22 protein-coding genes are annotated in these 22,709 nt (G+C 65.1%); 11 read left to right on the top strand and 11 right to left on the bottom strand.

The window, feature by feature from the left end; translation table 11 throughout:
- Positions 1-139 precede the first annotated feature (139 nt).
- The 4 genes from CP556_RS01645 (at position 140) to CP556_RS01660 (ending at position 4,972) form a co-directional block, all read left to right on the top strand.
- A complete protein-coding gene (locus tag CP556_RS01645) occupies positions 140-2,344 on the top strand; it encodes an alkaline phosphatase D family protein (protein WP_098724033.1) in 2,205 nt (734 codons plus the stop codon).
- 74 nt (positions 2,345-2,418) lie between these two features.
- The gene (locus CP556_RS01650; protein ID WP_098724034.1) at positions 2,419-2,763 is read left to right on the top strand and encodes a BsuPI-related putative proteinase inhibitor; all 345 of its coding nucleotides are present in this window, start codon (positions 2,419-2,421) and stop codon (positions 2,761-2,763) included.
- 155 nt (positions 2,764-2,918) lie between these two features.
- Positions 2,919-3,839, top strand: coding sequence for a CbiX/SirB N-terminal domain-containing protein (locus CP556_RS01655; RefSeq protein ID WP_098724035.1), 921 nt, complete (start codon positions 2,919-2,921; stop codon positions 3,837-3,839).
- Complete coding sequence (locus CP556_RS01660; protein ID WP_098724036.1) at positions 3,836-4,972, top strand: DR2241 family protein; 1,137 nt, start codon at positions 3,836-3,838, stop codon at positions 4,970-4,972. The genes CP556_RS01655 and CP556_RS01660 overlap by 4 nt, the downstream gene beginning before the upstream one ends.
- 148 nt (positions 4,973-5,120) lie before the next feature.
- Here CP556_RS01660 and CP556_RS01665 read toward each other — a convergent pair whose 3' ends face one another.
- The 3 genes from CP556_RS01665 to CP556_RS01675 form a co-directional block, all read right to left on the bottom strand.
- On the bottom strand, positions 5,121-5,711 hold the full coding sequence (locus CP556_RS01665) for a DUF7524 family protein (protein ID WP_098724037.1): 591 nt from the start codon (positions 5,709-5,711) through the stop codon (positions 5,121-5,123).
- A 15-nt stretch (positions 5,712-5,726) separates the two neighbouring features.
- A complete protein-coding gene (locus CP556_RS01670) occupies positions 5,727-5,921 on the bottom strand; it encodes a methytransferase partner Trm112 (RefSeq protein WP_098724038.1) in 195 nt (64 codons plus the stop codon).
- A 239-nt stretch (positions 5,922-6,160) separates the two neighbouring features.
- Positions 6,161-7,579, bottom strand: a complete 1,419-nt coding sequence (locus CP556_RS01675) for an adenylosuccinate synthase (protein WP_098724039.1) — start codon at positions 7,577-7,579, stop codon at positions 6,161-6,163.
- Between the two features lie 328 nt (positions 7,580-7,907).
- Between CP556_RS01675 and CP556_RS01680 the strand changes: the two genes are divergently transcribed.
- Entirely contained in the window at positions 7,908-8,213 is a 306-nt protein-coding gene (locus CP556_RS01680; RefSeq protein WP_098724040.1) for a hypothetical protein, read from the top strand.
- Between the two features lie 248 nt (positions 8,214-8,461).
- On the opposite strand, the gene CP556_RS01685 is transcribed toward CP556_RS01680, so the two are convergent.
- From CP556_RS01685 to CP556_RS01700, 4 genes are all read right to left on the bottom strand, one after another.
- Positions 8,462-11,221: a DUF7527 domain-containing protein gene (locus CP556_RS01685; RefSeq protein WP_098724041.1), complete on the bottom strand. Its 2,760-nt coding sequence runs from the start codon at positions 11,219-11,221 to the stop codon at positions 8,462-8,464.
- A 57-nt stretch (positions 11,222-11,278) separates the two neighbouring features.
- Complete coding sequence (locus CP556_RS01690; RefSeq protein WP_098724042.1) at positions 11,279-11,557, bottom strand: UPF0058 family protein; 279 nt, start codon at positions 11,555-11,557, stop codon at positions 11,279-11,281.
- Between the two features lie 69 nt (positions 11,558-11,626).
- Positions 11,627-12,271 carry a DUF998 domain-containing protein gene (locus CP556_RS01695; protein ID WP_098724043.1) on the bottom strand — a complete coding sequence of 215 codons (645 nt, stop codon included), beginning with the start codon at positions 12,269-12,271 and terminating at the stop codon, positions 11,627-11,629.
- 219 nt (positions 12,272-12,490) lie between these two features.
- Positions 12,491-12,958 carry a DUF5793 family protein gene (locus CP556_RS01700; RefSeq protein WP_098724044.1) on the bottom strand — a complete coding sequence of 156 codons (468 nt, stop codon included), beginning with the start codon at positions 12,956-12,958 and terminating at the stop codon, positions 12,491-12,493.
- Positions 12,959-13,181: 223 nt separating this feature from the next.
- On the opposite strand from CP556_RS01700, the gene CP556_RS01705 reads away from it, so the two are divergent.
- The 6 genes from CP556_RS01705 (at position 13,182) to CP556_RS01730 (ending at position 20,266) form a co-directional block, all read left to right on the top strand.
- Positions 13,182-15,110 (top strand): type II/IV secretion system ATPase subunit, encoded by a 1,929-nt coding sequence (locus CP556_RS01705; RefSeq protein ID WP_098724045.1) that lies wholly within the window; start codon positions 13,182-13,184, stop codon positions 15,108-15,110.
- Complete coding sequence (locus CP556_RS01710) at positions 15,107-17,221, top strand: type II secretion system F family protein (RefSeq protein WP_098724046.1); 2,115 nt, start codon at positions 15,107-15,109, stop codon at positions 17,219-17,221. The genes CP556_RS01705 and CP556_RS01710 overlap by 4 nt, the downstream gene beginning before the upstream one ends.
- A gap of 273 nt (positions 17,222-17,494) precedes the next feature.
- Positions 17,495-17,971, top strand: a complete 477-nt coding sequence (locus CP556_RS01715; protein ID WP_098724047.1) for a 30S ribosomal protein S15 — start codon at positions 17,495-17,497, stop codon at positions 17,969-17,971.
- Positions 17,972-17,976: 5 nt separating this feature from the next.
- Positions 17,977-19,245, top strand: coding sequence for an exonuclease (locus CP556_RS01720; RefSeq protein ID WP_098724048.1), 1,269 nt, complete (start codon positions 17,977-17,979; stop codon positions 19,243-19,245).
- The gene (locus CP556_RS01725) at positions 19,242-19,628 is read left to right on the top strand and encodes a KEOPS complex subunit Pcc1 (protein WP_098724049.1); all 387 of its coding nucleotides are present in this window, start codon (positions 19,242-19,244) and stop codon (positions 19,626-19,628) included. The genes CP556_RS01720 and CP556_RS01725 overlap by 4 nt, the downstream gene beginning before the upstream one ends.
- A complete protein-coding gene (locus tag CP556_RS01730; protein WP_098724050.1) occupies positions 19,625-20,266 on the top strand; it encodes a 30S ribosomal protein S3ae in 642 nt (213 codons plus the stop codon). Before CP556_RS01725 ends, CP556_RS01730 begins: the two co-directional genes overlap by 4 nt.
- A 206-nt stretch (positions 20,267-20,472) precedes the next feature.
- Here CP556_RS01730 and CP556_RS01735 read toward each other — a convergent pair whose 3' ends face one another.
- The 4 genes from CP556_RS01735 to CP556_RS01750 all read right to left on the bottom strand — a co-directional run bounded on the left by CP556_RS01735 (position 20,473) and on the right by CP556_RS01750 (position 22,653).
- On the bottom strand, positions 20,473-21,063 hold the full coding sequence (locus CP556_RS01735) for a sensor histidine kinase (RefSeq protein ID WP_218011950.1): 591 nt from the start codon (positions 21,061-21,063) through the stop codon (positions 20,473-20,475).
- On the bottom strand, positions 21,036-21,599 hold the full coding sequence (locus CP556_RS26365; RefSeq protein WP_141551619.1) for a GAF domain-containing protein: 564 nt from the start codon (positions 21,597-21,599) through the stop codon (positions 21,036-21,038). The genes CP556_RS01735 and CP556_RS26365 overlap by 28 nt, the downstream gene beginning before the upstream one ends.
- 240 nt (positions 21,600-21,839) lie before the next feature.
- Positions 21,840-22,145 carry a putative quinol monooxygenase gene (locus CP556_RS01745; RefSeq protein ID WP_098724053.1) on the bottom strand — a complete coding sequence of 102 codons (306 nt, stop codon included), beginning with the start codon at positions 22,143-22,145 and terminating at the stop codon, positions 21,840-21,842.
- Between the two features lie 73 nt (positions 22,146-22,218).
- Positions 22,219-22,653, bottom strand: a complete 435-nt coding sequence (locus tag CP556_RS01750; RefSeq protein ID WP_098724054.1) for a cupredoxin domain-containing protein — start codon at positions 22,651-22,653, stop codon at positions 22,219-22,221.
- Between the last annotated feature and the right edge of the window lie 56 nt (positions 22,654-22,709).

The following is a 22,709-nucleotide window of genomic DNA, read 5'->3' on the forward strand; positions in this document are numbered from 1 at the left end:
GGTAGGGATCGGGTCCCCGCCACTACGACCGCGTACATACCGGTATGACTGATAATAAATCAGTGATGAAAAACAATATTTTAATTTAGATCTAATATATAATATATTGTGTCGGTCCGGGGGAGAATCTCCCGCAGTCATGGCAGACACGCACTCCAACGAACGAGACGATTCGGCGACGAACAATCGACGAGGATTTCTCCAGACGGTCGGACTGGCCGCGACGACGACCGGCCTCGTCGGAACCACAGCGGCGGACGCAGGGGCGGACCAGGCGGCTGACCGGAGCGATGACGGCGGCGAAGGCCACCTCATCGAACTCACACACGGCGTCGCCGCGGGCGACGTTACCGCGACGACGGCGACGATCTGGGCGCGTGCGGAAGGCGACGCGACGATACACGTCGCGTACAGTCACGACCGAGCATTCGACAGCGTCGGCTACGATCGGACGACGATCGACGGCGAGACCGACTACACCGGCCACGTCCGACTCGAGGGCCTCGAGTCCGGCACCGAGTATCGCTACCACGTCTGGGCCACGACGACGGAGACGTCGTATCGACCGCTGCGCGACCGAGACGACGGTGCGGGTGCTCGAGGGCGAGGGCGGGGCCGAAGCGGGGAGGACGGCTCGAAGCGATCCGGTCGAAACGGACGCGGACCCCGGGAGAAACCGGAAGACAACGGCCGAGGCGGCGAGGAGACGGCCGACGGCGCGATTCCCGATGCGGTCGAAAGCGGGACGTTCGTGACGGCACCGGCCCCCGACGATGAGGCGAGCGTCAGCTTCGCCTGGAGCGGCGACACGTGGGGCTACGGAGACGACCCGATCGAGCCGCCGTTTCCCGGACTGCGGTCGATCGCCGAGCGAGAGCCGGACTTCTTCCTCTATCACGGCGACACGATCTACGCCGACGCGCAGACGCCGGCCGGGAAGATCACCGAGGACACCCCGATCGACGAGTCGCTCGAGATCTACCGGGACAAGTACAAGGAGATGCGCGATCCGCCAGCAGAGATCGCGGAGCGGACGAATCTGCGGGAGCTACTCGAGTCCACGTCGGTGTACACCGTCTGGGACGATCACGAGGTCATCAACAACTTCGCGGGGCCGATCGAGCCGCTGATGCCCGACGGACGGCGGGCCTTCCGCGAGTACTGGCCGCTCGACCGTGACGACGACGCCGAACCCGGCGAGTCGAACCGGTTCTACGAGTCCTTCCGGTGGGGGAAACACGTCGAACTGTTCGTCATCGACACCCGCCAGTACCGCGATCCGAACGTCGACCTCGACTCGAAGACCCTGCTGGGTCGCGAGCAACTCGAGTGGCTGAAGGGAGCCCTCGCCGATTCCGACGCGACGTGGAAGCTCCTCGCCTCGCCGGCTCCGCTGGGGTATCCGTCGGACTCGTGGGCGACGCCGGCCGATCGAACCGGCTACGAAGCGGAACTACTCGAGGTTATCGAGCACATTCAGACCGAGCCGGTATCGAACCTGGTCGTCGTCGCGGGCGACGTACACAAGTCGGTCGTGGGCGCGTTCGATCCGGATGACGACGGCGAGTTCGAGTTCGTCGAGGCTATTGCGGGGCCGCTGGGTGCGCCGGCCGGCAAACCGGACGACCTCTATCCGGCACTCAATCCGACGGAGTTCTTCGCCAAGGGAGAGTACGCCAACTTCGGTACCGTCGACGTCGACGAGTCGGGTGAAACCCTGACGATCGGGATCTACGACGAACACGGGACCGAGCAGTTCACAAAGACGATTCACACGGACGATATCGACGCCGGGGCCGATCCCGCGTCGGCGGACCGCATCGAGAGCACGTTCGACGGAGACGCCGATGGCTGGCTCATCTCCCAAAACGGCGGAAGCAATCACCCGGTCTACCGCGAGAGTGGCGGGAATCCCGGCGGTCACGTCAGCGACGAGGAAAATCAGGGCGGTGTCGCCTGGTACTATCAGGCTCCATTTAAGTTCCTCGGCGATCGCGAGGCGTTCTACGGCGGGACCCTCTCCTTCGACCTCCGACAGGGCCAGACCGACCGACAGTTCGACGCCGAACCGGTCGAAGGCGGGGACATCCTGCTCGCCAGCGGCGACGTGAAACTCGTCTACGAGTTCCGCGGGGCTGATAGCAATCCGGGGAAGGAGTGGACGACGTTCGACGCACCGATTTCGGCCGATGCCACCTGGATCGATCTGACGAGTCAGGAGCCGATCGCGACCGAGGAGCGCTTCCGCGAGGTCCTCACGGCTCTCGAGACCCTCCGGATCCGCGGCGAGTACCGATCGGGCGACGACACGAGCTATCTCGACAACGTCGTCCTCTCGAGATAGTCTCGCGCAGCCCCGTCATTTTTCGATACCAAGGGCCGGCAAGACCTATCCGCGACGGCCCCCACTGTCGAGCCATGAGCCTCGAGGGAACGCTCGAGACGGCCGGTGGCGACGCGGGTGACGCCGTGTTGTTCGTGTTTACCGTCACCAACGCGGGCGACGAGGCGGTCGAACTCGAGTTTACGGACGCGTGTACGGCGGAGTTCGTGCTCGCCGTGGACGGGGAGGAAGTCTGGCGATTCACCGACGGGCGGGTGTTCGCGCAGGTGCTTAGCTCGGACATCCTCGCCCCCGGCGAGTCGGTGAGCTACGAGGCGGAGTGGTCCGACCCTCAGCCGGGAGCGTACACTGCGATCGCGGAACTGCGAGCGACCGATGAGAGCTGCGAGACGCGAACCGATGTGTCGGTGCCGTCGTGACGCTTGCCGCTTCGGTGCCATCGTAACGCCCGGCGCTTCGATGCCGTCGTGAGACCCGTCGTTTACGGGGTCGAACGGTTCCATCGCCGTCATCGGACCCGGCGACGTGGACCGGCAGCGAAGTCCCTATACTGTGTCCCTCCTAAGCGCCGGCCATGCAAGCGCTGGTCATCGCGGCACACGGATCGCATCTGAATCCGGACGCCTCGGATCCGACCTACGCCCACGCGGACACGATCCGCGAGACGGGCGCGTTCGATGAGGTCCGGGAGGCGTTCTGGAAGGAAGAACCCCACTTCCGCGAGGTGATCCGCACCCTCGAGTCCGACGAGGTGTTCGTCGTCCCGCTCTTCATCAGCGAGGGCTACTTCACTGAGCAAGTCATTCCGCGGGAACTGCGCCTCGAGGAGTGGGACCCCGACAGGTGGGAGTCGGACGGCACCAGCGCATCACAGGCCACGCTCGAGGCCGAGGACGTCGGAAAGACGATCCACTACTGCGGGCCGGTCGGCACGCACGACGCGATGACGGACGTGATCGTCCAGCGGGCCGAAACCGCGACCGAAAATCCGGACGTCGGGGAGGGCTTTGGCCTCTCGGTCGTCGGCCACGGTACCGACCGCAACGAGAACTCCGCGAAGGCTATCAAATACCACAGCGACCGAATCGCCGAGCGAGACCGCTTTGACGAGGTGAAGGCGCTGTTCATGGACGAGGAGCCGGAGGTCGACGACGTCACGGACTACTTCGAGAGCGACGACATCGTTGTCGTGCCCCTCTTCATCGCCGACGGCTACCACACGCAGGAAGACATTCCCGAAGATATGGGTCTAACCGAGGACTATCGACTCGGCTGGGACGTGCCGGCCGATGTTGACGGCCACCGGATCTGGTACACCGGTGCCGTCGGCACCGAGGATCTGCTGGCCGACGTCCTCCTCGAGCGGGCGGCCGACGCCGGAGCCGATATCGGCGACGCGCGCGAGGCGGTCCGCGAACTGGCCGCATCTGTCGCCGGAACCGGGGCCGATTCCGGACCCGAACGCGGGAGCGGGCGCGGGGGATTAGACGCGTGACGGTGGCGGCGGACGATCTCGAGGCGCTGCTCGACCGCGCGTCGTCGGGCGTCGCGTTGGACGGCCTCCGAATCGACGAGACGGACGACGGGTACAACCTCGAGGCGGGCGAGAACCGGTGGCCCGGCCTCGACGAGGCCGCGTTGGGGCGCGCCCTCGAGTCCAGCGACGAGTACGTCACGAACTGGCGCTACTGGCAGGAGACGGTCGGCGGGGAGGGGACCGCGCGACGCGCCTTCCTCCGGTGGTGCGAACGAGCGCCGCTCGCGGACGCCGAGGACCAAGCGGATGCGGAAGCCACGGTCGACGCGCCCCTCGGCGTCCCCGAACGGTATGACGCGCTTCGCGACGGTATCGACCGCGAGTGGGGCCAGCTGTCTATCACGGCCCGCTTCGTCGATATCGACAATCCCGACGGCGAGCGCGTCTACGACCTGTGGCACGTCGACGATGCCGACAGCGATCTCGCCGACCTCGAGGTCTACGACGAGCCGCGAGACGCGCGGGAGATCGCGACGCACGACGATGACGGCCGCTATCGGCCGCTGAAGACCGCCCCGACGCTCCCCGCCGGCTGGGCCTTTACCGGTCTCTCGGGCGACGACCTCGTCGACGCGGTCGGGTTCTTCTATCCGGCAACGATCGCCAACTGGCATCGAGAACGACAGGGAGCCCTCGACGTCGACCACTGGCTCGAGACCGCCGAGCGACAGACCGGGATCTACGACGTGATCGACGAACTCCCCCGCGAAGCCGTCGAGTGGATGACCGAGGCCTGCTGCGTCGACTCCCAGTGTCTCCGTCGGCGGGAGTGGGAGTACGAGGAGGGCGACGACCTCGACGCCGACGGCGGCGACGGCCCCTTCCCCTGCCGAGAGCCCTGCTCGCTCGTCATCGCGGCCGCTCGCAAGTGGGCCATCCTCGAGTCCGAGGAAGAGCGAACCTACGAGCTCGAGCTGACGACCAGCGAACTCAATCAGCTCGAGGAGCTGATCGACGCGGTCGCCGAGGGGCGGGTCGACGAGATCCGTGAGGCCGACGTCAACGACGGCGCGAACCGCTACCGGGCGCGGTACCTCCGGGCCAAGCGATTCGGCGAGGAGGGGCTCGAGGCGACGAAAGTAGACGACTGAATCGGACGCCGAGTCGTAACTCGAATTCTGCCTCGCGGCTCGCGGTTCGGACTCGAGGCCGCGACCCGCCGGAACTCGAATTTCGAGCCGTCGGCTGGTTCGTACTGGGGATTTGTACCGACAATCCACACCGACGATACGCAACGGTCTACTGAATCAACAGAAACAACGCGACCGCAAACCCGACGACGACGATCGCGAGCCCCGCCGTGACGACCGGACTGCCGATCGATGCCGCCGTCAGCGCGGCGATCCCGACCGAGACGAGTCCGAGTGCCAGTACCGCCAGCGTTCCCGGCTCGAGCCCGGCGACATCGGTGACCCGGTCGACCGCGCGCTCGAGCGTCGTCGGCTCGGGCTCCGAGCGGGCGGGTTCGGCGAGGGACTCGTCGACATCGACGTCCGGCGGGCCGGGGACGACGGTGACGGCGATCGAGATCGACTCGGAGCCGTAGCCCGTCAGTACCTCGAGGTGGCCGTCGACGGGACGTTCAATCACGTCGGCGTTGACGGCGATCGGAACGGTCGTGACGTCGTCCGGTTCGACGAAGTAGTTCGTCTCCTCGAGCGATGCGATCCGTTCGAGGTCACCCGCGAGGCGACAGTGGACGTGCGCGGGCGACTCGTGACCCGACAGCGAGAGGAGAAACGAGTCGTCGGTCTCGAGCGACGTGCTCGACGGCTCGAGCGCCTCGGCGGACCCGCGGTTGACGTGGACGGTGACCTCTGGTGGAGACACGGTGAATCTGGCCGGTCAGGCCGGCGTTTCCTCGCGCATGTCCGGCGGCAGCAGGTTCGGAATGCCGTCCTCGATGGGATACTCCTCGCCGCACTCGGAACAGACGAGGGTGCCGGCGATGACTTCCTCGTCGTCGTACTCGGCGTCTTCGAGTTCCAGGTCGTGTTTATCGAGCGGACAGCAGAGAATGTCCAGCAACGACTCCTTCATACTACGTAGGCTCGTCGCCTCCAGCAAAAGGTTTCGGGAACGTCGCTCGCGAGCGGACGGGCGACTGGGCGGTGGTGGGTGCAGTGGTGACGAATCGAGCGCTCTGCTCGCAGTTCGAGCACGGAACCGACGGTGAGAGAGCAGTCACTGAAACTTACTGCACACCTGATCGCATGACAGCGATGCGATCAGTGTCTGAATCGTTTCAGTGGCTACTAGAGAAGAAACCGACCGCCGCGCTACTCGTACGGGTTCTCGACGACGATGGTCTCCTCGCGGCCGGGACCGACGCCGACGGCGTAGACCGGCGTGTCGAGTTCGTCGGCGATGTACTCGAGGTAGGTCCGCGCGTTCTCGGGGATGGCCTCGTAGCCGTCGTCAGCGACCGCGGCCCAGTCGACTTCGGGCCAGCCGTCGAACGATTTGAACGTGGCTTCACAGCGCCCCCACTGTTCGGTCGTCGGCGGCATCGTGAAGATTTCTTCACCGTCATCAGAACTCCCCGAGTTCTGATTGCTCGCCGAGCGTTGCTCGGCGGTGTCGAACTCGTAGCTGTGGCCGACCTCGACCGTCTCGAGGCCCGCCAGCACGTCGATGTGGTTGACCGCGAGCCCGGTGAATCCGTTCGCGCGGGCCGCGTGGCGAAGCATCGGCATGTCGAGCCAGCCGACCCGCCGCGGGCGGCCGGTAACGGTGCCGTACTCCCCACCCTCGTCGCGGATGTAGGTCGCGAGTTCCTCCTCGTCCGAGGCGCGTTGCGCCTCGCCGTCCTCGTAGCCGGGCGTCTGGTCCTCGACGCCGCCGAGTTCGGTCGGCAGCGGGCCGGTCCCGACTCGAGAGAGATACGCCTTGACGATGCCGATGACCTCGCCGTCGCCGACGACGGTCGGGCCGAGGCCGGTGCCGACGGTCGCGCCGCCCGCGGTCGGATTCGAGGAGGTGACGTAGGGGTAGACCCCGTGGTCGATATCGAGAGAGGTTCCCTGCGCGCCCTCGAGCATGACGTTCTCGCCGGCGTCGATCCGCTCTTGCAGGAAGGTCCCGCAGTCGACGGTCATGTTCTCCTCGGCGAGGCGCTCGCCGTACTCCCGGTAGGTTTCGTAGAGATGGTCGATATCGAACTCCTCGCCGGTCTCCTTGTCAAAGACCTCCTCCGCGAGGGCTTTCTTCTGGGGGACGACGTACTCGAGGCGCTCGCGGAGCACGTCGGGGTCGAGCAGGTCGCCGACGCGGACGCCGCGGCGGCCGGCCTTGTCCTCGTAGGTCGGGCCGATGCCGCGTTTGGTCGTTCCGGCGGCGAGATCCTCCTTCTCCGCTTCCTCGATGCCGTCGAGCGCGCGGTGATAGGGGAGGATAACATGGGCGCGCTCGGCGACCCGAACGTCCGGCTCGAGGCCGCGCTCTCGCAGCGTGTCGATCTCGTCGAACAACGTCTCGGGGTTGACGACGCAGCCGTTGCCGAGGACGCCGATCTTCCCGCGGACGGCCCCCGACGGCACGAGCGACAGTTTGTACTTCGTTCCGTCGTGAACGACGGTGTGGCCAGCGTTGTCGCCGCCCTGATACCGGGCGACGACGTCGGCGGCGTCGCCGTAGAGGTCGACGACCCCACCTTTGCCTTCGTCGCCGAGTTGCGACCCGACGATAGTGACGGTCATAACAGCGGCGGGTTCTTGCCGGGCCGATAAACAGATTACGGTATGCGGGTGCCTCTCCCGAGGGCCGCGAGTCCCCCACCCGAGCGACAGCGTTCGCGCAAACGCGCTTCCCTGCCGGTCTCGGGTCTGTGGCTCGAGGCCCGATCGGACCGACAACCGATTCGGGTACCGGAACAACCGATTCGGGTGGCTCACTCGCGGGCACCTCCAACGCGCTGTCGTCACCGGAAGCGTTAACTACTCACAGGAACGAACACCTAGTTGAGAGTGGACGTTCCGGTTCTCGAGGGGAACTTTTAAAAGGTCCAAAGACAAGTTAACAAATGCCATGATAGACCGACTTGAGAAGGAAGTCGATATGTTGGAACGTCATCTGCAGGTCCTGAAGATGGTTATCGAGAACGAACCGATCGGGATCGTCAAGATGTCGAACGAGACGGGATACCCCCACCACAAGGTCCGCTACTCGCTTCGAGTCCTCGAGGAGGAGAACCTGATCGAGCCCTCGAGTCAGGGAGCGATCAAGACCGAGCGCACCGTTGAGTTCGTCGACGAACTCGACGGCAAACTCGACGAAATCGTCGAGAAGCTCGACGGCATGAAGATCGAAGACGTCGCAGAGATCGAAGGTTAGTCTCGCGTCCGGTTCGGACGCCGTCGCCCGACCCCGCAGCCACCAGCCGGTGCGTCGCCGACGAACTACACTTCTTCCCGCCGTTTTTTGCCGGACAGCGGCCACTATAGCGTACGTGTCCCTCTCAGAGCGTCGCTGCGCCGAGAGAGCCACCGCGGCCGATTTGGTTGATCAGTAGTAGGTACCGTCGGTACGATGATGAGAACTGCTATCGACGACAAAACCGGACCGGATTCGACGGCGACGACCTACAGCTCGGGGACGTTCATGTGGAACCCTTCGGAACGGGACTCGACCAAGCAGAGGTGGTAGCCGTCCTTCCGCGAGAGGTTGACGTAACTCAGTTTCGAGCCCCGGCTGAGGAAGCCTCCGCTCGTGGCCTGCTCGGCCACCTCGAGCGCGCCGGGTTCGAAGTAACTCGAGGTGACGGCGATCGCGGCCGCCAGATCCGGATAGTTCGCCTTCACTGCAGAGGCGGCTTCCTCGAGTTCGCCGAGGAGTTCCTGCGTCGCCGGCTCCCGCGAGTCGTTGAGCGTGACCAGCACGAGCGGATTCCCCATTTTGTCGTAGGCGACGACATCGAAGGTGACCTGATCGGGCACGTCCTCGGTCTCGTCGTCCGCGAGCGAGATGGTCGCGCCGAGTTCGGCCCGGTCGATCCGCGGAATCGCGTCATAGAGGTCGCCCAGTCCGTCCGCGTTGCCGGTGTCGCGAATCTCGTAGAGCAGCATCTCGGTGACCCAGTCGACGAACCGGTACTCCATCGTCGACTCGAGGAACTCCTCGTAGGGCGTCCCGTCGACGGCGGCGTCGGTCGAATCGAACCCGGTGTGGTGTTCCAGTCGGAGGTTTGACGCGACCTCGCTGCGATCCGCGTTGCCGCCGTGAGCTGTCTCGAGGGTCGGCTGACTCTTCGACCCGTACCGAACGAAGAGGTTCGTCCCCGAGAGCGCCTGCTGGGGCGAGAGCTGGGTGCCCGCGCTCGCTCCGGTTTCCGTCTCGCCGACCTCGCGCTGACGGGCGCGTTGCAGTTCCGTCTCGAGCTCCTCGATCCGCGCCTGGAGCCGCTCGACGGTCCCGGAGAGATCCTCGTTTTTCGACTGCAGCCGGTCGCGTTCGGCCTCGAGTTCGTCCGCTTTCGCGACGAGCGCGTCGCGGTGCTCCTGTAGCGTCTCGACCTTCTCGGTGAGGGCCACGACCCGTTCGTCGCTCGGGTCGGTCGCGTCGGCGGCCTCACTCCGTGAACGCTCCGACTCAGGGTCCTGGGATCGTCCCGTTCGCGACCCGGACGCGGCTGCGGGCGACGTTTCCGACGTCTCGGCCGCCGAGTCCTTCGGGTCCGATCGAGCGTCGTTCGACGGGGTGTCGGCCGGGTTCGACGACTGCACCGACGAGGATCGGTCCGGCGACGATTGATCCGATTTCGCCTCGCGTCCGCCCGCACTCGAGTCGGAAACCGCCTCGCTGTTCTCCGGATCGATCGAGGGAATGCGTCGCGTCTCGCGCCACTCTTCTTCCCGTTCGAACTGTTCCTCGAGGCCGTCCTCCGCGCTCACCTCCTCGCCCGCGGTTGCGGGGTCGTCGTCGGACGACTCCATTGCCGATGTCTCATCGTCTTCGTCCGCCCCACGGTCTTCGTCCGCGTCGTCCTCGTCGACCCAGGAAATATCGTTCTGATCGAGTTCCTCGGCCGCCGCCTCGACCTCCGCGAGGTCGGGACTCGAAGCGGACCCGTCGTCCGATGTCGGTCGTGGATCATCGGTGTCGGCGCCGTCGACCTCGGCGGAATCCACAGTTTCGGTCGGATCTACGGCCGTCTCGGTGGACGCTGTAGTCGTCTCCGTGGTCGTCGACGGCTCGCTCTCAGTGCTGTCACCGTCCGTCGGATCTGGCGTGGTACCCTCGTCGGCCGACGACCCTTCGACTCCCGACTCCGCCGATGTTGACTCCGACTCCGATTTGGAGCCGATCGATCCAGTGGATCCGGTGTCGGGATCCGCGTACGCTGTCGACTCGGTCTCCGCGCGCGCGTCCTGCTCTGCTGGGGTGCGTTCGTTGTCCGCAGCGGTCTCGTCCGGATCAGAGGCCGGATCGAGATCGACGGACAGCCCCGAATCGGTAATGCCCGCAGTGGCCGACTCCGGCTCCGCTTCGCTTTCGTCGGTCGTCGTGATACCAGTCGCCTCCCCCGTCAGGTCGATCTCCGAGGACAGCGTCGGCTCGTCGTCGGCAGCTTCTTCGATTGCGTCGCTCCCGGCCGCGTCGTCGGTGGCGACTGGGTCAGTGTCCGAGACGTCGATCGGGTCGATCGACGGGGTCGGTGAGTCAGTAGCTGAGTCAGTGGTCGGATCGGATGCCGAATCGGGAGCCGGGGACAGGTCGGCAGCGCCCGCGTCGACGGGTGGGTCAACCGTCTCGGCGTCCGTTGTCGGATCCGTCTCCGACCTCGAGCCGGTGTCGGCGTCGGCCGTCCCCGGAACGTCGACGACATCGATCTCGACGTCGGTGACCGCGTAGATGCCGACCTCGTCGGCCGCTCGCTCGAAGGCATCGTCCCCGGTGTGCAGCCGTTCGGCGTTGCCGATGTAGGCCGCGGCCATGCGGCGACCGCCGTAGTAGACGGCGTAGTAGTCGCCGCTGAGCACGTTCTCGCTCAGTTCGATGTAGCCGGTGAACGAACCGCTTTGCAGCGTGCCGTCGACCTCGCGAAGCGGTGTCTCGTTCGTATAGTATTTCGCCCGCGGCTCGCCGCCACGTTCTTCCATCGTACAGAGTAAGGGGAGTGACGGGTGGGGTGCCTCGTACCGAGTGCCCGAGGCAGTCTCGAAGTCCGCAATGTCGCCATCGATGATGCCGACGATGCGGCCGTTGAGCATAAAGAGCCACGTGCCCGTCGCCGATACTGCACCGGAGAAATCACCATCAGCGAGATCGGAGAGACCGTCGAAACCGCCGTTGAATGGGCGGGAGTCCCACTCCTCGACGCGCTCTTGCGTGCGCGAGTCCATACGTCAACAAGCGGGAACCACACCAAATACGTTTCGCCTAGACGACCGCGCTATTTTCTATATCTTCGATTCTGCGTCCTCGGCGAGTTCCTTCATCCGCTTGCCGATCCGACCGGCGCTCGAGAACTCGTCTTCGCTCATGGCGCTCGCGAGCGCGTTGCCGAGGACGAAGACCGCGTGTTTGTGTTCGCTCTTTGATTTGTGGACGTGCGAGGGGTCGACATCGAGCTGTCGGTAGTGATCGAACAGCGTCTCGTCGACCTCCTCGCGCTCCGAGAAGTACTCCATGATGACGACGAGTTCTTCGTGAAGCTCGAGGAGTTCGTCTTTATGCATACCCACGTGTAAGAACGGTTTCGATTTAAGCGTTGTGTGGCCGACGGTCGCAATAACGACCGGGAGCGCTCAGTGGGCCGATACGTCCGGTTCGCTGTCAGCCCGACGAGAGACGGTGAGTGCCAGCGAGAGGATCCAGCCGCCGAACGCGAGGGCAGCGACGAATTCGGGGACGGCGAACCACGTTCCGGTATCGATTGCACCGCCGAGGGACACCAGCCAGCCCAGCCACGCAACAGGGTGGACGATTCCGAGCCAGAATGAGGTGACCGCGAGACGGCCATCGCCGGCCAGCGCCGCACCGGTACCGTATATCCACCCCGCAAACGGTGCCACGCCGAACACGGTCAGTGCCGCGAGGCCGTGCAAACTCGTCTCGAGGTAGAGGGTCGTGTGTTCGAGGAAGAAGATCCCGACGCCGATCATCCCGACGACGGCGACCGCGAGTAGCGCGACGCCGACGCGCTCGAGGCGATTTCGACTCTCGAGCCACAGCCGCCACGCGAAGGGGAAACCGAGCAGTCCGCCGACGATCAGTCCACCGTTGAACAGGAGAAACGTCGGCGCGCCGTATCGACCCATATCGGAAAGCGCCCGTCCGTGCCACGTGAACGTCTCGGGCGGTGCAACGATCGTGGCGAGCACGATCGCACCCAGTGAGACGATCGGCCCGGCGAACCCACAGTACGTCGCGATCCGTCTCCTGGTCGCCATAGCCCTGACTCGCATGTGAACATCAATCAACGTGACTATTCGGATCGATGATTCTGGTGAGAGCGAACGGTTGTGCAGTCGAAAGCGATCGTGTAGATGAAAGCAGCCGTGTCAAACCGATTCGGGGACGGCCGACAGAAACGGGTCTCGAACGACAGATCCGAACAGACAGGCGAGGGCCGCTGGAAGACGAAAGGGGGAGGAGTCCTGACTCGACGCTCAGAGTTCGACGCCGCTGGGGATGAGACTGTGTTGCCGGAGCAGGCTCCCCTCGTCGTCGTAGACGAGAAACGTTCGTTTCTCGTAGTCGACGAACGAGTCACCGTCGAGCGTGATCTCGACCGCGTACCGGCCCTCGTCGTCAGCGGCATCGCCGTACCCGCGCGCGGCCTGAATGAACTGGAGGACGTCGGCGGCGTCCTCGTTGAGTTCGAGAATGAACTCGCCGGTGATACGATTAGTAACGCTCACTACCCCCGCAGTGTCGTCCGCTAGCGGCCCCTGTAATCGGAGGGCTACGTCCGTTTCGCTCGCCTCGAGAACGTCGCCGCCGGGACCGGTCAGGCGCTCGCGAAGCATCGTCGCCGGGCCGGTGAAATCGATCGATACCACGGGCTTTTTGGGTTCGCCGCCGGTCTCGACCCAGTCAATATGAGTGACATCTAACGTGAAGTGCTCGCGCCTCATTCCGTACCTGTTGCTTCGGACTCCCGCGGTATGAACGTAACGCACGGCAAATTATGTAAGCGGCCGTAATTCGAAGCGCAATTCATCAATAGTGGTTGATAATTCGCCACGATATCGTGAGCACGGCGATTCGTCACACTGACTCGAAGCGGGCAATCTACACGTCGGTCGGCCGTCTCCTTTATGCCAGTCGCGTCCGGACGTGTCACGAAACCCGCGATCGATGGACTCCTCAGATCACAACGGCTCGGGCGGAGCGAGAACCAACGGCGAGAGCAACGTCGGCACCCGCCTATCCGATGATTCCGCGGCTACTGACACCGACGGTTCGGATGTGGCCGCCGGCGACCGACTCGAGTCGACGATCGACGCCGCTCGGCGCACGCTCCGACGGTTCGTCGAGACCCTCCGGGGGTCAACCGTGGACATTGGCGCCTACGAGCCAAGCAGTCACGGTCCGCTGGTCACGTTCGACGACCCCCAGGGGCTCGAGGAGATCGACCGCTACTGGGTCGACGCGCCGTTTTCGTTCGTCTCGATCGGCTACGACCACGACGCCAGCGAACACCGGTACCGGACCGTCGAACCGACGCTCCGCGACGAGGAGGCGGTCCTGCTCGAGACGCTGCTCGAAGACGTTCGCGATCCACTGTTGTACCGCGAGGACGAGGGCAACGACATCGAATCGCTGCTCCGGGAGACGATCAGGGAGTTTCTGGCGCACTACGGGGCGGAGATCGACACGGCGACGTTCTACCGCCTGTTTTATTTCATACACCGGGACTTCCGGGGGTACGGCCCGCTCGACCCGATCATGCACGACCCGCACGTCGAGGATATATCCTGTGACGGCTACGAGTTGCCCCTCTTCGTCTACCACGACGAGTATACCGACATCGCGACGAACGTCTCCTTCGAGAAGGCCGCACTCGATCGGTTCGTCGTCCGGCTGGCCCAACACTCCGGCCGACACATCTCCATCGGCGACCCGATGGTCGAGACGACCCTCCCCGACGGCTCCCGGGCCGAACTCGCGCTGGGCGAGGAGGTGACGCCGCGTGGCTCGGCCTTTACGATCCGGAAGTACGCTGACGAACCGTTCACGCCGATCGATCTGCTCGAGTACGGCACGTTCGACGTCGAACAGTTGGCCTACCTCTGGCTCGCGATCGAGCACAACAAGAGCCTGCTCTTCGCGGGCGGCACCGCGTCGGGGAAGACGACCAGCATGAACGCCATCTCGATGTTCATCCCGCCTCGATCGAAGGTGGTGACGATCGAGGACACCCGCGAACTCCAGTTATCTCACGACAACTGGCTCTCCTCGATCACGCGCGAGCGAGTTCACGAGGGAACCGACGTGACGATGTACGACCTGTTGCGATCCGCGCTCAGGCACCGCCCCGAGTACATCATCGTCGGCGAGGTCCGCGGCGAGGAAGCGATGACCCTCTTTCAGGCGATGAACACCGGCCACACGACGTACTCGACGATGCACGCCGATTCGGTGCAGACGGCCATCAACCGGCTCGAGAACGAGCCGATCAACGTTCCCCGGTCGATGGTCCAGAGCCTCGACGTGCTCGCGGTGCAGACGCTGACGCGAACGGGCGATCAGCGCGTGCGCCGGAACAAGGTCCTCGCGGAGATCGAAGGCGTCGACCAGCGGACCGGCGAACTCGATTACTCGACGGCTTACACGTGGAACGGCGAGACCGACAGTTTTCGGAGCGCCGGCAGCAAGCTCCTCTCGGAGATCCGGGACGAACGCGGCTGGAGCCAACAGGAGCTACTAACCGAACTCGCGAACCGAAAGCGGTTCCTCGAGTACCTTCAGGCAAACGGTATCGCCGACTACCGCCGCTTTACTGCGCTCGTCAACGAGTACTACAGCGACCCAGATCGGATCCTCGAGACGATCGCGGACGAAACTGCGGCCGACGTGGAGGATACCGCGGACAATGTGGACGTCGCTGCTGACGATATGGCCGTTGCTGCGGACGACGTAGACGATGCGACGAACCGGGCTGCTGCTGCGGACGGGACCGCCGATGAGCCGACCGGTGACGACGATAGCGGTCCCACCCGCCTCGATTCGGGAAGTGCAAACGGATCGATCGGAACTGAGAGCGACGACGCTCGAGACCGATGAGACTCGTCACCGTCGGTCCGCTGGCGTTCGCGCTGCTGCTCTGTGCGCTGGTCGTGATCGCCAGAGACGCCGACCGCGTCGATCGGGCCATGAGCCGGATCGCGATCCAGCTCTTCGGGAGCACTGTCGATGCGGTCCGCGGCGAGCGCCCGGACAGGCAAGCGGCGTTACGAGCCGCACGGGTTCCGACGACCGGCCGCGATTACGGGTCGAAGACGCTACTGTACGCCGCCATCACCGCCGTCGCCGGCTCGATTCTCGGAATCTACGCGATCTGGGGCCTCCTCGTTCTCCTCTCGATCGATCCCGACACGCTGCGGGCGGCGCTCCCGGACCCGCTCGGGTTCCTCGCGGCCATGGGCGGGCTCCCGTCCCTGTCGCTGGTCGAACTCGTGGTCCTCTTCTGTGGTTCCGCGCTCACGCTCGGGGCCGTGGCCGGCTACGCCACCTACTGGTTCCGATGGTGGTATCCGGGGTACGTCGCTGATGCCCGCGCCCGACGGATCGAGGCAGGATTACCCGCGCTGGTCGCCTTTATCTACGCGCTCTCGCGGAGCGGCATGGCGTTCCCAGCGGTCGTCCGCGTCGTCGCCGATCAGCAGGACACCTACGGCGAGGCCGCCGCGGAGTTTTCGGTCGCACTCCGGAGCATGGACACGTTCGGCACCGACGTCATCACCGCCCTCCAGACGATGGGGCGGCGCTCGCCCAGCCCGCAGTTCCGCGAGTTCACCGAGAACCTCGTCAGCGTCCTCCAGAGCGGGCAGGGGCTCTCGCCGTTCCTCGAGCGCCAGTATCAGGACTACCGCGAGGACGCCGAATCCCAGCAGGAAAGCGCCCTCGATCTGCTCGGGACGCTGGCCGAAGCCTACGTCACGGTGCTGGTCGCGGGGCCGCTCTTTCTGATCACCATTCTCGTCGTCATGGGGATCGCCGGCGACGACACGTTCGGGCAGTTACGGCTGTTCGTCTACCTCGTCTTGCCCCTGGCGAACGTCGGCTTCATGGTGTATCTGAGTACGGTGACCGACAAGCTCGACCCCAGCAACGGGGTCGCCAGGGAGTCGCCCGCCGTCGACGCGCCGTCCGTCAATGCGGCTCCCTCCGGCGTCGAACAACGGGCTGACGGCGGGCGCGGAACGGAGAGGGATGCCGCCACCGGGCCGACCCCGACTCCGCACCCGAACGTCGAACGGGTGCGGTACTACCGCCTGCTGGCCGGGATCCGCGATCGGTTCGGCCACCCGATTCGAACGCTCGTCGAGCGGCCGACGCTCACGCTCGCGATCACCGTCCCGATCGTGCTCGGAGCACTGGTCGGTCAGCTCCCGACGGCGCTCGAGGGCGGGTTCGACGCGACGGCGGTCGACGACACCGTCGCCGTCGGGGCTTTCGGAGTCCTGACCATCTTCGCGATCGCCTACGAACTCCACCGTCGCCGGCTCGCGGCGATCGAAGGCGCGGTCCCGGATCTGCTCGATCGACTCGCCAGCGTCAACGAGGCCGGCCTGTCGATCGTCGCGTCGATCGGCCGCGTTCGAGGGTCCGATCTCGGGCCGCTCGGTCCCGAACTCGACCGGATCTGGAACGACATCCAGTGGGGTGCCGATCTCCAGACGGCGCTCGGCCGATTCGAGGGTCGCGTCGGTACCCGTTCGATCTCCCGGGTCGTCACCCTGCTCACCGAGTCGATGAAGGCCAGCGGCAACCTCGAGACCACCCTCCGAATCGCCGCGCGGCAAGCGGCGGCGGATCGCCGTCTCGAGCGCGAGCGCAAGCAGGCGATGGTCGAGTACATGGTGGTCGTCTACGTCTCGTTTCTGGTCTTCCTGTTCATCATCGCCGTGCTCGCCGGCTATCTGATCCCGAACCTCCCGACCGGGGGTGCGGAGCTACCCGCCGCGTCCGGCTCCGGAATCAGCGGCCTGAGCGGGTTCTCCCAGGTCAGTGCCGACGCCTACGCCATGCTCTTCTACCACGCGACCCTCGTTCAGGGAACGTTCTCGGGGTTAATCGCCGGCCAGTTGAGCACCGGGGATGTCGGAGCGGGCACGAAACACGCCGCCGCCATGATCGGGCTCTCCGTGCTGGTCTTCGCGATTTTGCTCTGACCGGCAGCCCCGCGGGAGCCGCGGCGGACTCGCCATCCGCCCGACGACTGTGGTGTCGATGTAGAAACGCTTTAGTCCCCGACGACGGAAGCGGTAGTGGGAAGCGCACGGCCGCAAATCCGACTGTGTCACCCCCTCTTTCGGGTGGCTTGGGATTGCGGAAGTGCACGGCGAGAGCCACGTACTGTCGGACAGCGCGACTCCCGACGCGGGAGCAGTGACTGTCGCTCGACAGACGACACTCGCGGTCAGTGCGATTCCTATCCTCAACCAATGGCACGAATGCACACCCGCCGTCGCGGCTCGTCCGGTTCGGACAAGCCGTCGGCAGACGAACCGCCGGAGTGGAGCGACGTCGACTCGGACGATATCGAAGCCCGAGTCGTCGAACTGGCAGAACAGGGCCACGATCCCAGTCAGGTCGGGATGAAGCTGCGTGACGAAGGCGTCACCGGCACGCCCGTCCCGGACGTCAAGTTGGCGACCGGGAAGAAGATTACCGAGATCCTCGAGGAGAACGACGCGAAATCGGAGTTCCCCGAGGACCTCCGGAACCTCATGATCCGTGCCGTGCGCCTGCGCGAGCACGTCCGTGAGAACCAGCAGGACTTCCAGAACAAGCGCGCCCTGCAGAACACCGAAGCGAAGGTTCGCCGCCTGGTCAAGTACTACCGCGGCGACGAAATCGCGCCCGACTTCCAGTACTCCTACGAGGTCGCGACCGAGCTGCTCGAACTCGAGGACGAATAACCCGCATGTCCACCGAGGGTCGATCCGCCGAGCCGGCGTCCGCCACGAGCGCACTCGAGAGCGCCGGCTTCGTCCGCCTGATCGCCCGCGCCGACGGCGACGCACTCGCTGCGAGCGGCCTCCTCGCGAGCGCCCTCGCCGAGCGCGAGACGCCGTACCAGGTGACCGTCGGCCGAACGATCGCGGAGCGATCCGAGCGCGTCCCGGCCTCGAGCGACGAGGACGACGCCACGATCCTCGTTGGCGCCGCCGATGCGGCCGGGACGGACGATTTCGTCCGGCTCGCGGCCGCGAGTCGACCGGCGACGCTGGAAGCCGTCGATCTCGTCCGCGAGATGGGTGCGACGCCGGATCCGGTGCTCGCACTCGCCGGCGTCGTCGCCGGCGGGAGCGAACCCGGTGCCGGCGAGAGCGAGTGGCTCCTCGAGACCGCGCGCGAACGCGGCCTCGTCGAACAGCGACCGGGCGTCGCGGTGCCGACCGCCGATCCGGTCGACGGACTCGCGTACTCGACGCGCCTCCACGCACCGTGGTCGGGCGATCCCGACGCAACGCACGAAGCGCTCGCGGACGCAACCGATGGCGACCCCGTCGACTTCGATACGGACGATCACCGTGCGATCGGCTCGCTGGTTGCACTCGACGTGGTCGGAGCCGACGGAGCGGCCGACGCCGCCGCGTCGTCGATCGGACGCGCACTACGGCCGTACGCCACGCCCGAAGGCCCCTTTGCGACGCTCAGCGGCTTCGCCGACGTGCTCGAGGCCCTGGCCCGAACCGAACCGGGCACGGGAACGGCACTCGCGATGGGACACGACGTCCTCGAGGCGGCACTCGATGCCTGGCGCGAGCACGGACGCCGTGCTCACGCTGCGCTCGCGGACGCCTCGACCGGACGATACGACGGCCTGTTCGTCGTCGGGATCGACGACGGTCCCGTCGAAGCGGTCGCACAGATTGCGGCGGCCTACCGGTCACCGGAGTCGGCCGTTCTCGCCGTCAACGAGGGACACGGTCCCTCGAGCAATCGGACGCAGTCCGATGACGGAAACGACGAGGCTGCCATCGCGACCCGAGACGCCGATCCTCTCGGCGCGACCGTCGAGGGCGTCGCTCGTGAACTCGAGACCGGCGCGACCGACGCGGACTCGGAGACGGCTGCCGACGCCGGCACTGCCGTCGAGTACGACGTCGGCCACCGGCGCGGCTACCTTCGCTACGACCCGGACGTGGACAAATCGACGATCATCGCAGCAGTGAGGGAGTTCCGATGAGCCGACGCGCGACGATCAGGACGGACCACGAGGACGCGGCCCTCATCGCGCGGGCGCTCAGCCCGGACAACACCGACGAGATGTCGACGACCGTCGAGCGCGACGGTGAGACGACAGACGCGGATGACGACGAGACAACGGCAGACGCCGCAGGCGACGAGACGCCAGCGGACGCGACCGACGGGACGGCGGGCACGATCGTCACGCGGATCGACCGCGAGACGACGAGCGGTCTCCGATCGACGGTCGACGACTACGTCGTCAACCTCGAGGTCGCGATCGACGTGATGTTGCAGGCACGGACAGTACAGCACGCGGAACCGACGGACACGGGACCTGTGTCCGAACGCGGTAGCGACTCAACACACGATACAACACAATGAGTGAACGATCAGTTTCACGTGCGAAACAGGAGAAGCGGTGGTACACCGTCCTGGCACCCGAGCAGTTCGACCGCCAGGAACTCGGCGAAACCCCCGCTGACGAACCGGAAAAGGTCTACGACCGAACCATCGAAACGACGCTCGGCGACCTCAACAACAACGCCAGCGAGAACAACACGAAGCTCACCTTCAAGATCACCGACGTGGGGAGCGACAGCGCGTACACGGAGTTCGTCGAACACTCCCTGACGCGGGACTACCTGCGCTCGCTGGTCCGCCGCGGTGCCTCGAAGATCGAGGCCTACGTCACCGTCCTCACGACGGACGACTACCGCGTCCAGATCCAGCCCGTCGCCTTCACGACGAAAAAGGCCGACGCGAGCCAGGAGAAGGCCATCCGCGAGCAGATGGTCGCAATGATCGAAGAGGCCGCCGAGGAGCGCTCCTTCGAGGAGATCATCGACAGCGTCGTCGAGGGACATCTCTCCTCCGCGATCTACGGCGAATCCAAGACGATCTACCCGCTTCGCCGCGTCGAGATCCAGAAGGCCACCCTCGAGGCACACCCCGAGGAAGTCGCCGAAGAGGAAGCAACTGCGGTCGACGTCGACGACGAAGACATCGCTGCGGACGACTGATTTCGACGGCGAAATCGATCGGTTCTCGCTGACACGCCGTTTTATCCGCTCGGGGATTCGGAGCGACCCCGCACCGCTCACGGCGACCGAGAGCCGCAGCGATCGCGGAGCGCATCCAGACGGGCCGCCGATGGCGAACTCGAGAGCGTCGCAGTCGCTCCGAAAGCAGTTGCTGCGGCGGATCTAACCGCGCGTATCGAGGTGCGTTAGGCTAAATCGGTGTCAGAGATTTCGAACCGTGCTCCGCCCGCGTCGCTCTCGGTCACTCGAACGTCCCAGCCGTGAGCCGCGACGATTTCGGCGACGATGTGGAGACCGTAGCCGGTACCCGCTTCTCGCGTCGAGTAGCCGCGTTCGAACGCCCGGTCACGCTCCGCGGCGGGAATTCCGGGGCCGTCGTCCGCGACTGCGAACCCCGACTCGGTCCGTTCCACCGTCACTGTCACGTCCGGGCCAGCGTGGTCGATCGCGTTCCGGAAGATGTTTTCGAGAAGTTGACAGAGACGGCCGTAATACGCGGTTACCGCACAGAGATCGTCCGCTATCACGAGATTCGCGGACACGGACTCGTCGCTCGCGATGGTCCACGCCGCATCGATCGCCGCGGAAAGGGAAACCGCTTCAGTCTCCCCGATAGCGTCCCCTTCCCGAGCGAGATAGAGCACGTCGTCGATGATTCGTTCCATCCGATCGTGAGCCTCTTCGATCCGGTCGAACTGTTCCGGCAGTCCCTCCTGGCGCGCGAGGGCGAGATACCCCTGCGCGACCGTCAACGGATTGCGGAGATCGTGTGACACGACGCCGGCGAACTCCTCGAGACGCTCGTTCTGTCGCAGCAGCTCCTGCTTGCGTTCGATTTGCTCGAGCGCCGATTCGATGTTTGCGGCGAACACCTGTCCCAGCGAGAGTTCGGCCGCATCGAACTCGCTCGGGGTTCAGAGCCCGCGATGAAAATTCCGTGCGTTCCGATCGGGAGGTGGATTTCACTTCGAATCGGCGTCTGCGGGTTATAGACGTCGGGATCTGCGTGGACGTCTTCGACGATCGCCGCCTCCCCGGTCCGATAGACGCGCCACGCGATACTCTCCCCCTCGGCGAACACGGGCACGTCCCCGATAATTTCGCGCGTCCTGTCGGTCGCAGCGACCGGGACGAGACCGCGCTCGTCCTCGTAGAAATGAATCGCGTTCGCACTGAATCCGAGAATATCCGACGCCGCACAGATAGCGATATCCGCGACCGCCTCCCGCGTCTCACCTGCCATCATCTCGCGCGTGGTTTCGTGGAGAGCACGAAGCTGCTCGGCGCGTTCCGATTGAGAACCGTTACTCACACGACCACATTCTGCCGGAATATCATAAATGAGACGGCCGGTTTGCGACCGGTTCTCGACCGGAAACCGATTTCTCGAGGCGATCGACTGCCCGAAAATCGGGAACGCGACTTTCGGCCGAGCGTGAGTGTGAGGCCAGCCGGTACCGTATCGATCGTGTGACGGCCGATCCAGAACGAGCGGACGCGTTCCGATCACCGAGCCCGTTTCCAGCCACTGCTGTCCGACTTCGAGTTCCTCTCAAAGCTCGAGTTCTTCGGCCGACTCCACGTCGAATCGGGTCACCGTGGGCTCACCGGCGAGCAGTTCCGGTAACGCCGTGGAGAACTCCTGGAAGTGGTCTGATTGGGCGTGTGCGCCGAACGCCGCCTCGTCTTCATACTGTTCGAAAAAGCGGACGAGGTTCGGATCGGAGACGTCCGTGGTCGCCCGGTAGTCGATTATCCCCTCTTCTCGCTGTGACTCGATGACGAGTTCCTCGATCAATTCGAGCGCGTCGTCGCGCCGGTCAGGGTCGATCGGGAAGCTCGCGTGAATAACGATCATTCCAATGGAATAGTTCGACCGGGAGGGGATAAAAGTAGTCCGCGAGGCTCGAGCCGGCGGCCTTTGGCGGCCGTCACTCCGAAACGACGATTTCGCCAGTCATCTCGGCCCCTTCGTGGGGAATGCAGAAGTATTCGTACGTGCCAGGGATCTCGAAGGTGTGCTCGAACGTCTCTCGCGTCCCGAGTCGGCCGCCGCGGTCGTCCCAAGCGTCGTACGCGGCCGCCTGACTCTCGTAGCCGCCGGACGCGAAATACTCGGCGTCGTCCGGAATGAGCGCTTCGTAGGCCGTGACGGTGTGGTCTGCCTCGCTCGTGTTTTTCCAGATTACCGTGTCGCCGACGGACACCTCGTACTCCGCCGGGAGAAACTCGGTGCGGTTCATCCCGATGTGGCAGTCGTCGCCGGTACAGGGGTCGTCCTCGAGGACGCTGAGCGCGGACGAACAGCCCGCGAGGCCGGTCGAGGCGGCGGTTCCGACGGCAGCGAGATAGGCACGCCGGTGCATACGTAACGGTTAGGAGAGTTGCGGTATAACCGCCCCGGTTCAATCCTCGAACGTGG

This window comes from Natrinema sp. CBA1119 (assembly GCF_002572525.1).
In the GTDB taxonomy this organism is placed as follows: Archaea; Halobacteriota; Halobacteria; order Halobacteriales; family Natrialbaceae; genus Natrinema.

Excerpts from the sequence above, each read along its gene's own strand:
- CP556_RS01695 (WP_098724043.1), bottom strand. The coding sequence starts at position 12,271 with ATGGCGACCAGGAGACGGATCGCGACGTACTGTGGGTTCGCCGGGCCG.
- CP556_RS01685 (WP_098724041.1), bottom strand. The coding sequence starts at position 11,221 with ATGGACTCGCGCACGCAAGAGCGCGTCGAGGAGTGGGACTCCCGCCCA.
- CP556_RS01705 (WP_098724045.1), top strand. The coding sequence starts at position 13,182 with ATGGACTCCTCAGATCACAACGGCTCGGGCGGAGCGAGAACCAACGGC.
- CP556_RS01690 (WP_098724042.1), bottom strand. The coding sequence starts at position 11,557 with ATGCATAAAGACGAACTCCTCGAGCTTCACGAAGAACTCGTCGTCATC.
- CP556_RS01670 (WP_098724038.1), bottom strand. The coding sequence starts at position 5,921 with ATGAAGGAGTCGTTGCTGGACATTCTCTGCTGTCCGCTCGATAAACAC.
- CP556_RS01725 (WP_098724049.1), top strand. The coding sequence starts at position 19,242 with ATGAGCCGACGCGCGACGATCAGGACGGACCACGAGGACGCGGCCCTC.
- CP556_RS01750 (WP_098724054.1), bottom strand. The coding sequence starts at position 22,653 with ATGCACCGGCGTGCCTATCTCGCTGCCGTCGGAACCGCCGCCTCGACC.
- CP556_RS01650 (WP_098724034.1), top strand. The coding sequence starts at position 2,419 with ATGAGCCTCGAGGGAACGCTCGAGACGGCCGGTGGCGACGCGGGTGAC.
- CP556_RS01720 (WP_098724048.1), top strand. The coding sequence starts at position 17,977 with ATGTCCACCGAGGGTCGATCCGCCGAGCCGGCGTCCGCCACGAGCGCA.
- CP556_RS01710 (WP_098724046.1), top strand. The coding sequence starts at position 15,107 with ATGAGACTCGTCACCGTCGGTCCGCTGGCGTTCGCGCTGCTGCTCTGT.
- CP556_RS01730 (WP_098724050.1), top strand. The coding sequence starts at position 19,625 with ATGAGTGAACGATCAGTTTCACGTGCGAAACAGGAGAAGCGGTGGTAC.
- CP556_RS01655 (WP_098724035.1), top strand. The coding sequence starts at position 2,919 with ATGCAAGCGCTGGTCATCGCGGCACACGGATCGCATCTGAATCCGGAC.
- CP556_RS01700 (WP_098724044.1), bottom strand. The coding sequence starts at position 12,958 with ATGAGGCGCGAGCACTTCACGTTAGATGTCACTCATATTGACTGGGTC.
- CP556_RS01715 (WP_098724047.1), top strand. The coding sequence starts at position 17,495 with ATGGCACGAATGCACACCCGCCGTCGCGGCTCGTCCGGTTCGGACAAG.
- CP556_RS01680 (WP_098724040.1), top strand. The coding sequence starts at position 7,908 with ATGATAGACCGACTTGAGAAGGAAGTCGATATGTTGGAACGTCATCTG.
- CP556_RS01745 (WP_098724053.1), bottom strand. The coding sequence starts at position 22,145 with ATGATCGTTATTCACGCGAGCTTCCCGATCGACCCTGACCGGCGCGAC.
- CP556_RS01675 (WP_098724039.1), bottom strand. The coding sequence starts at position 7,579 with ATGACCGTCACTATCGTCGGGTCGCAACTCGGCGACGAAGGCAAAGGT.
- CP556_RS01645 (WP_098724033.1), top strand. The coding sequence starts at position 140 with ATGGCAGACACGCACTCCAACGAACGAGACGATTCGGCGACGAACAAT.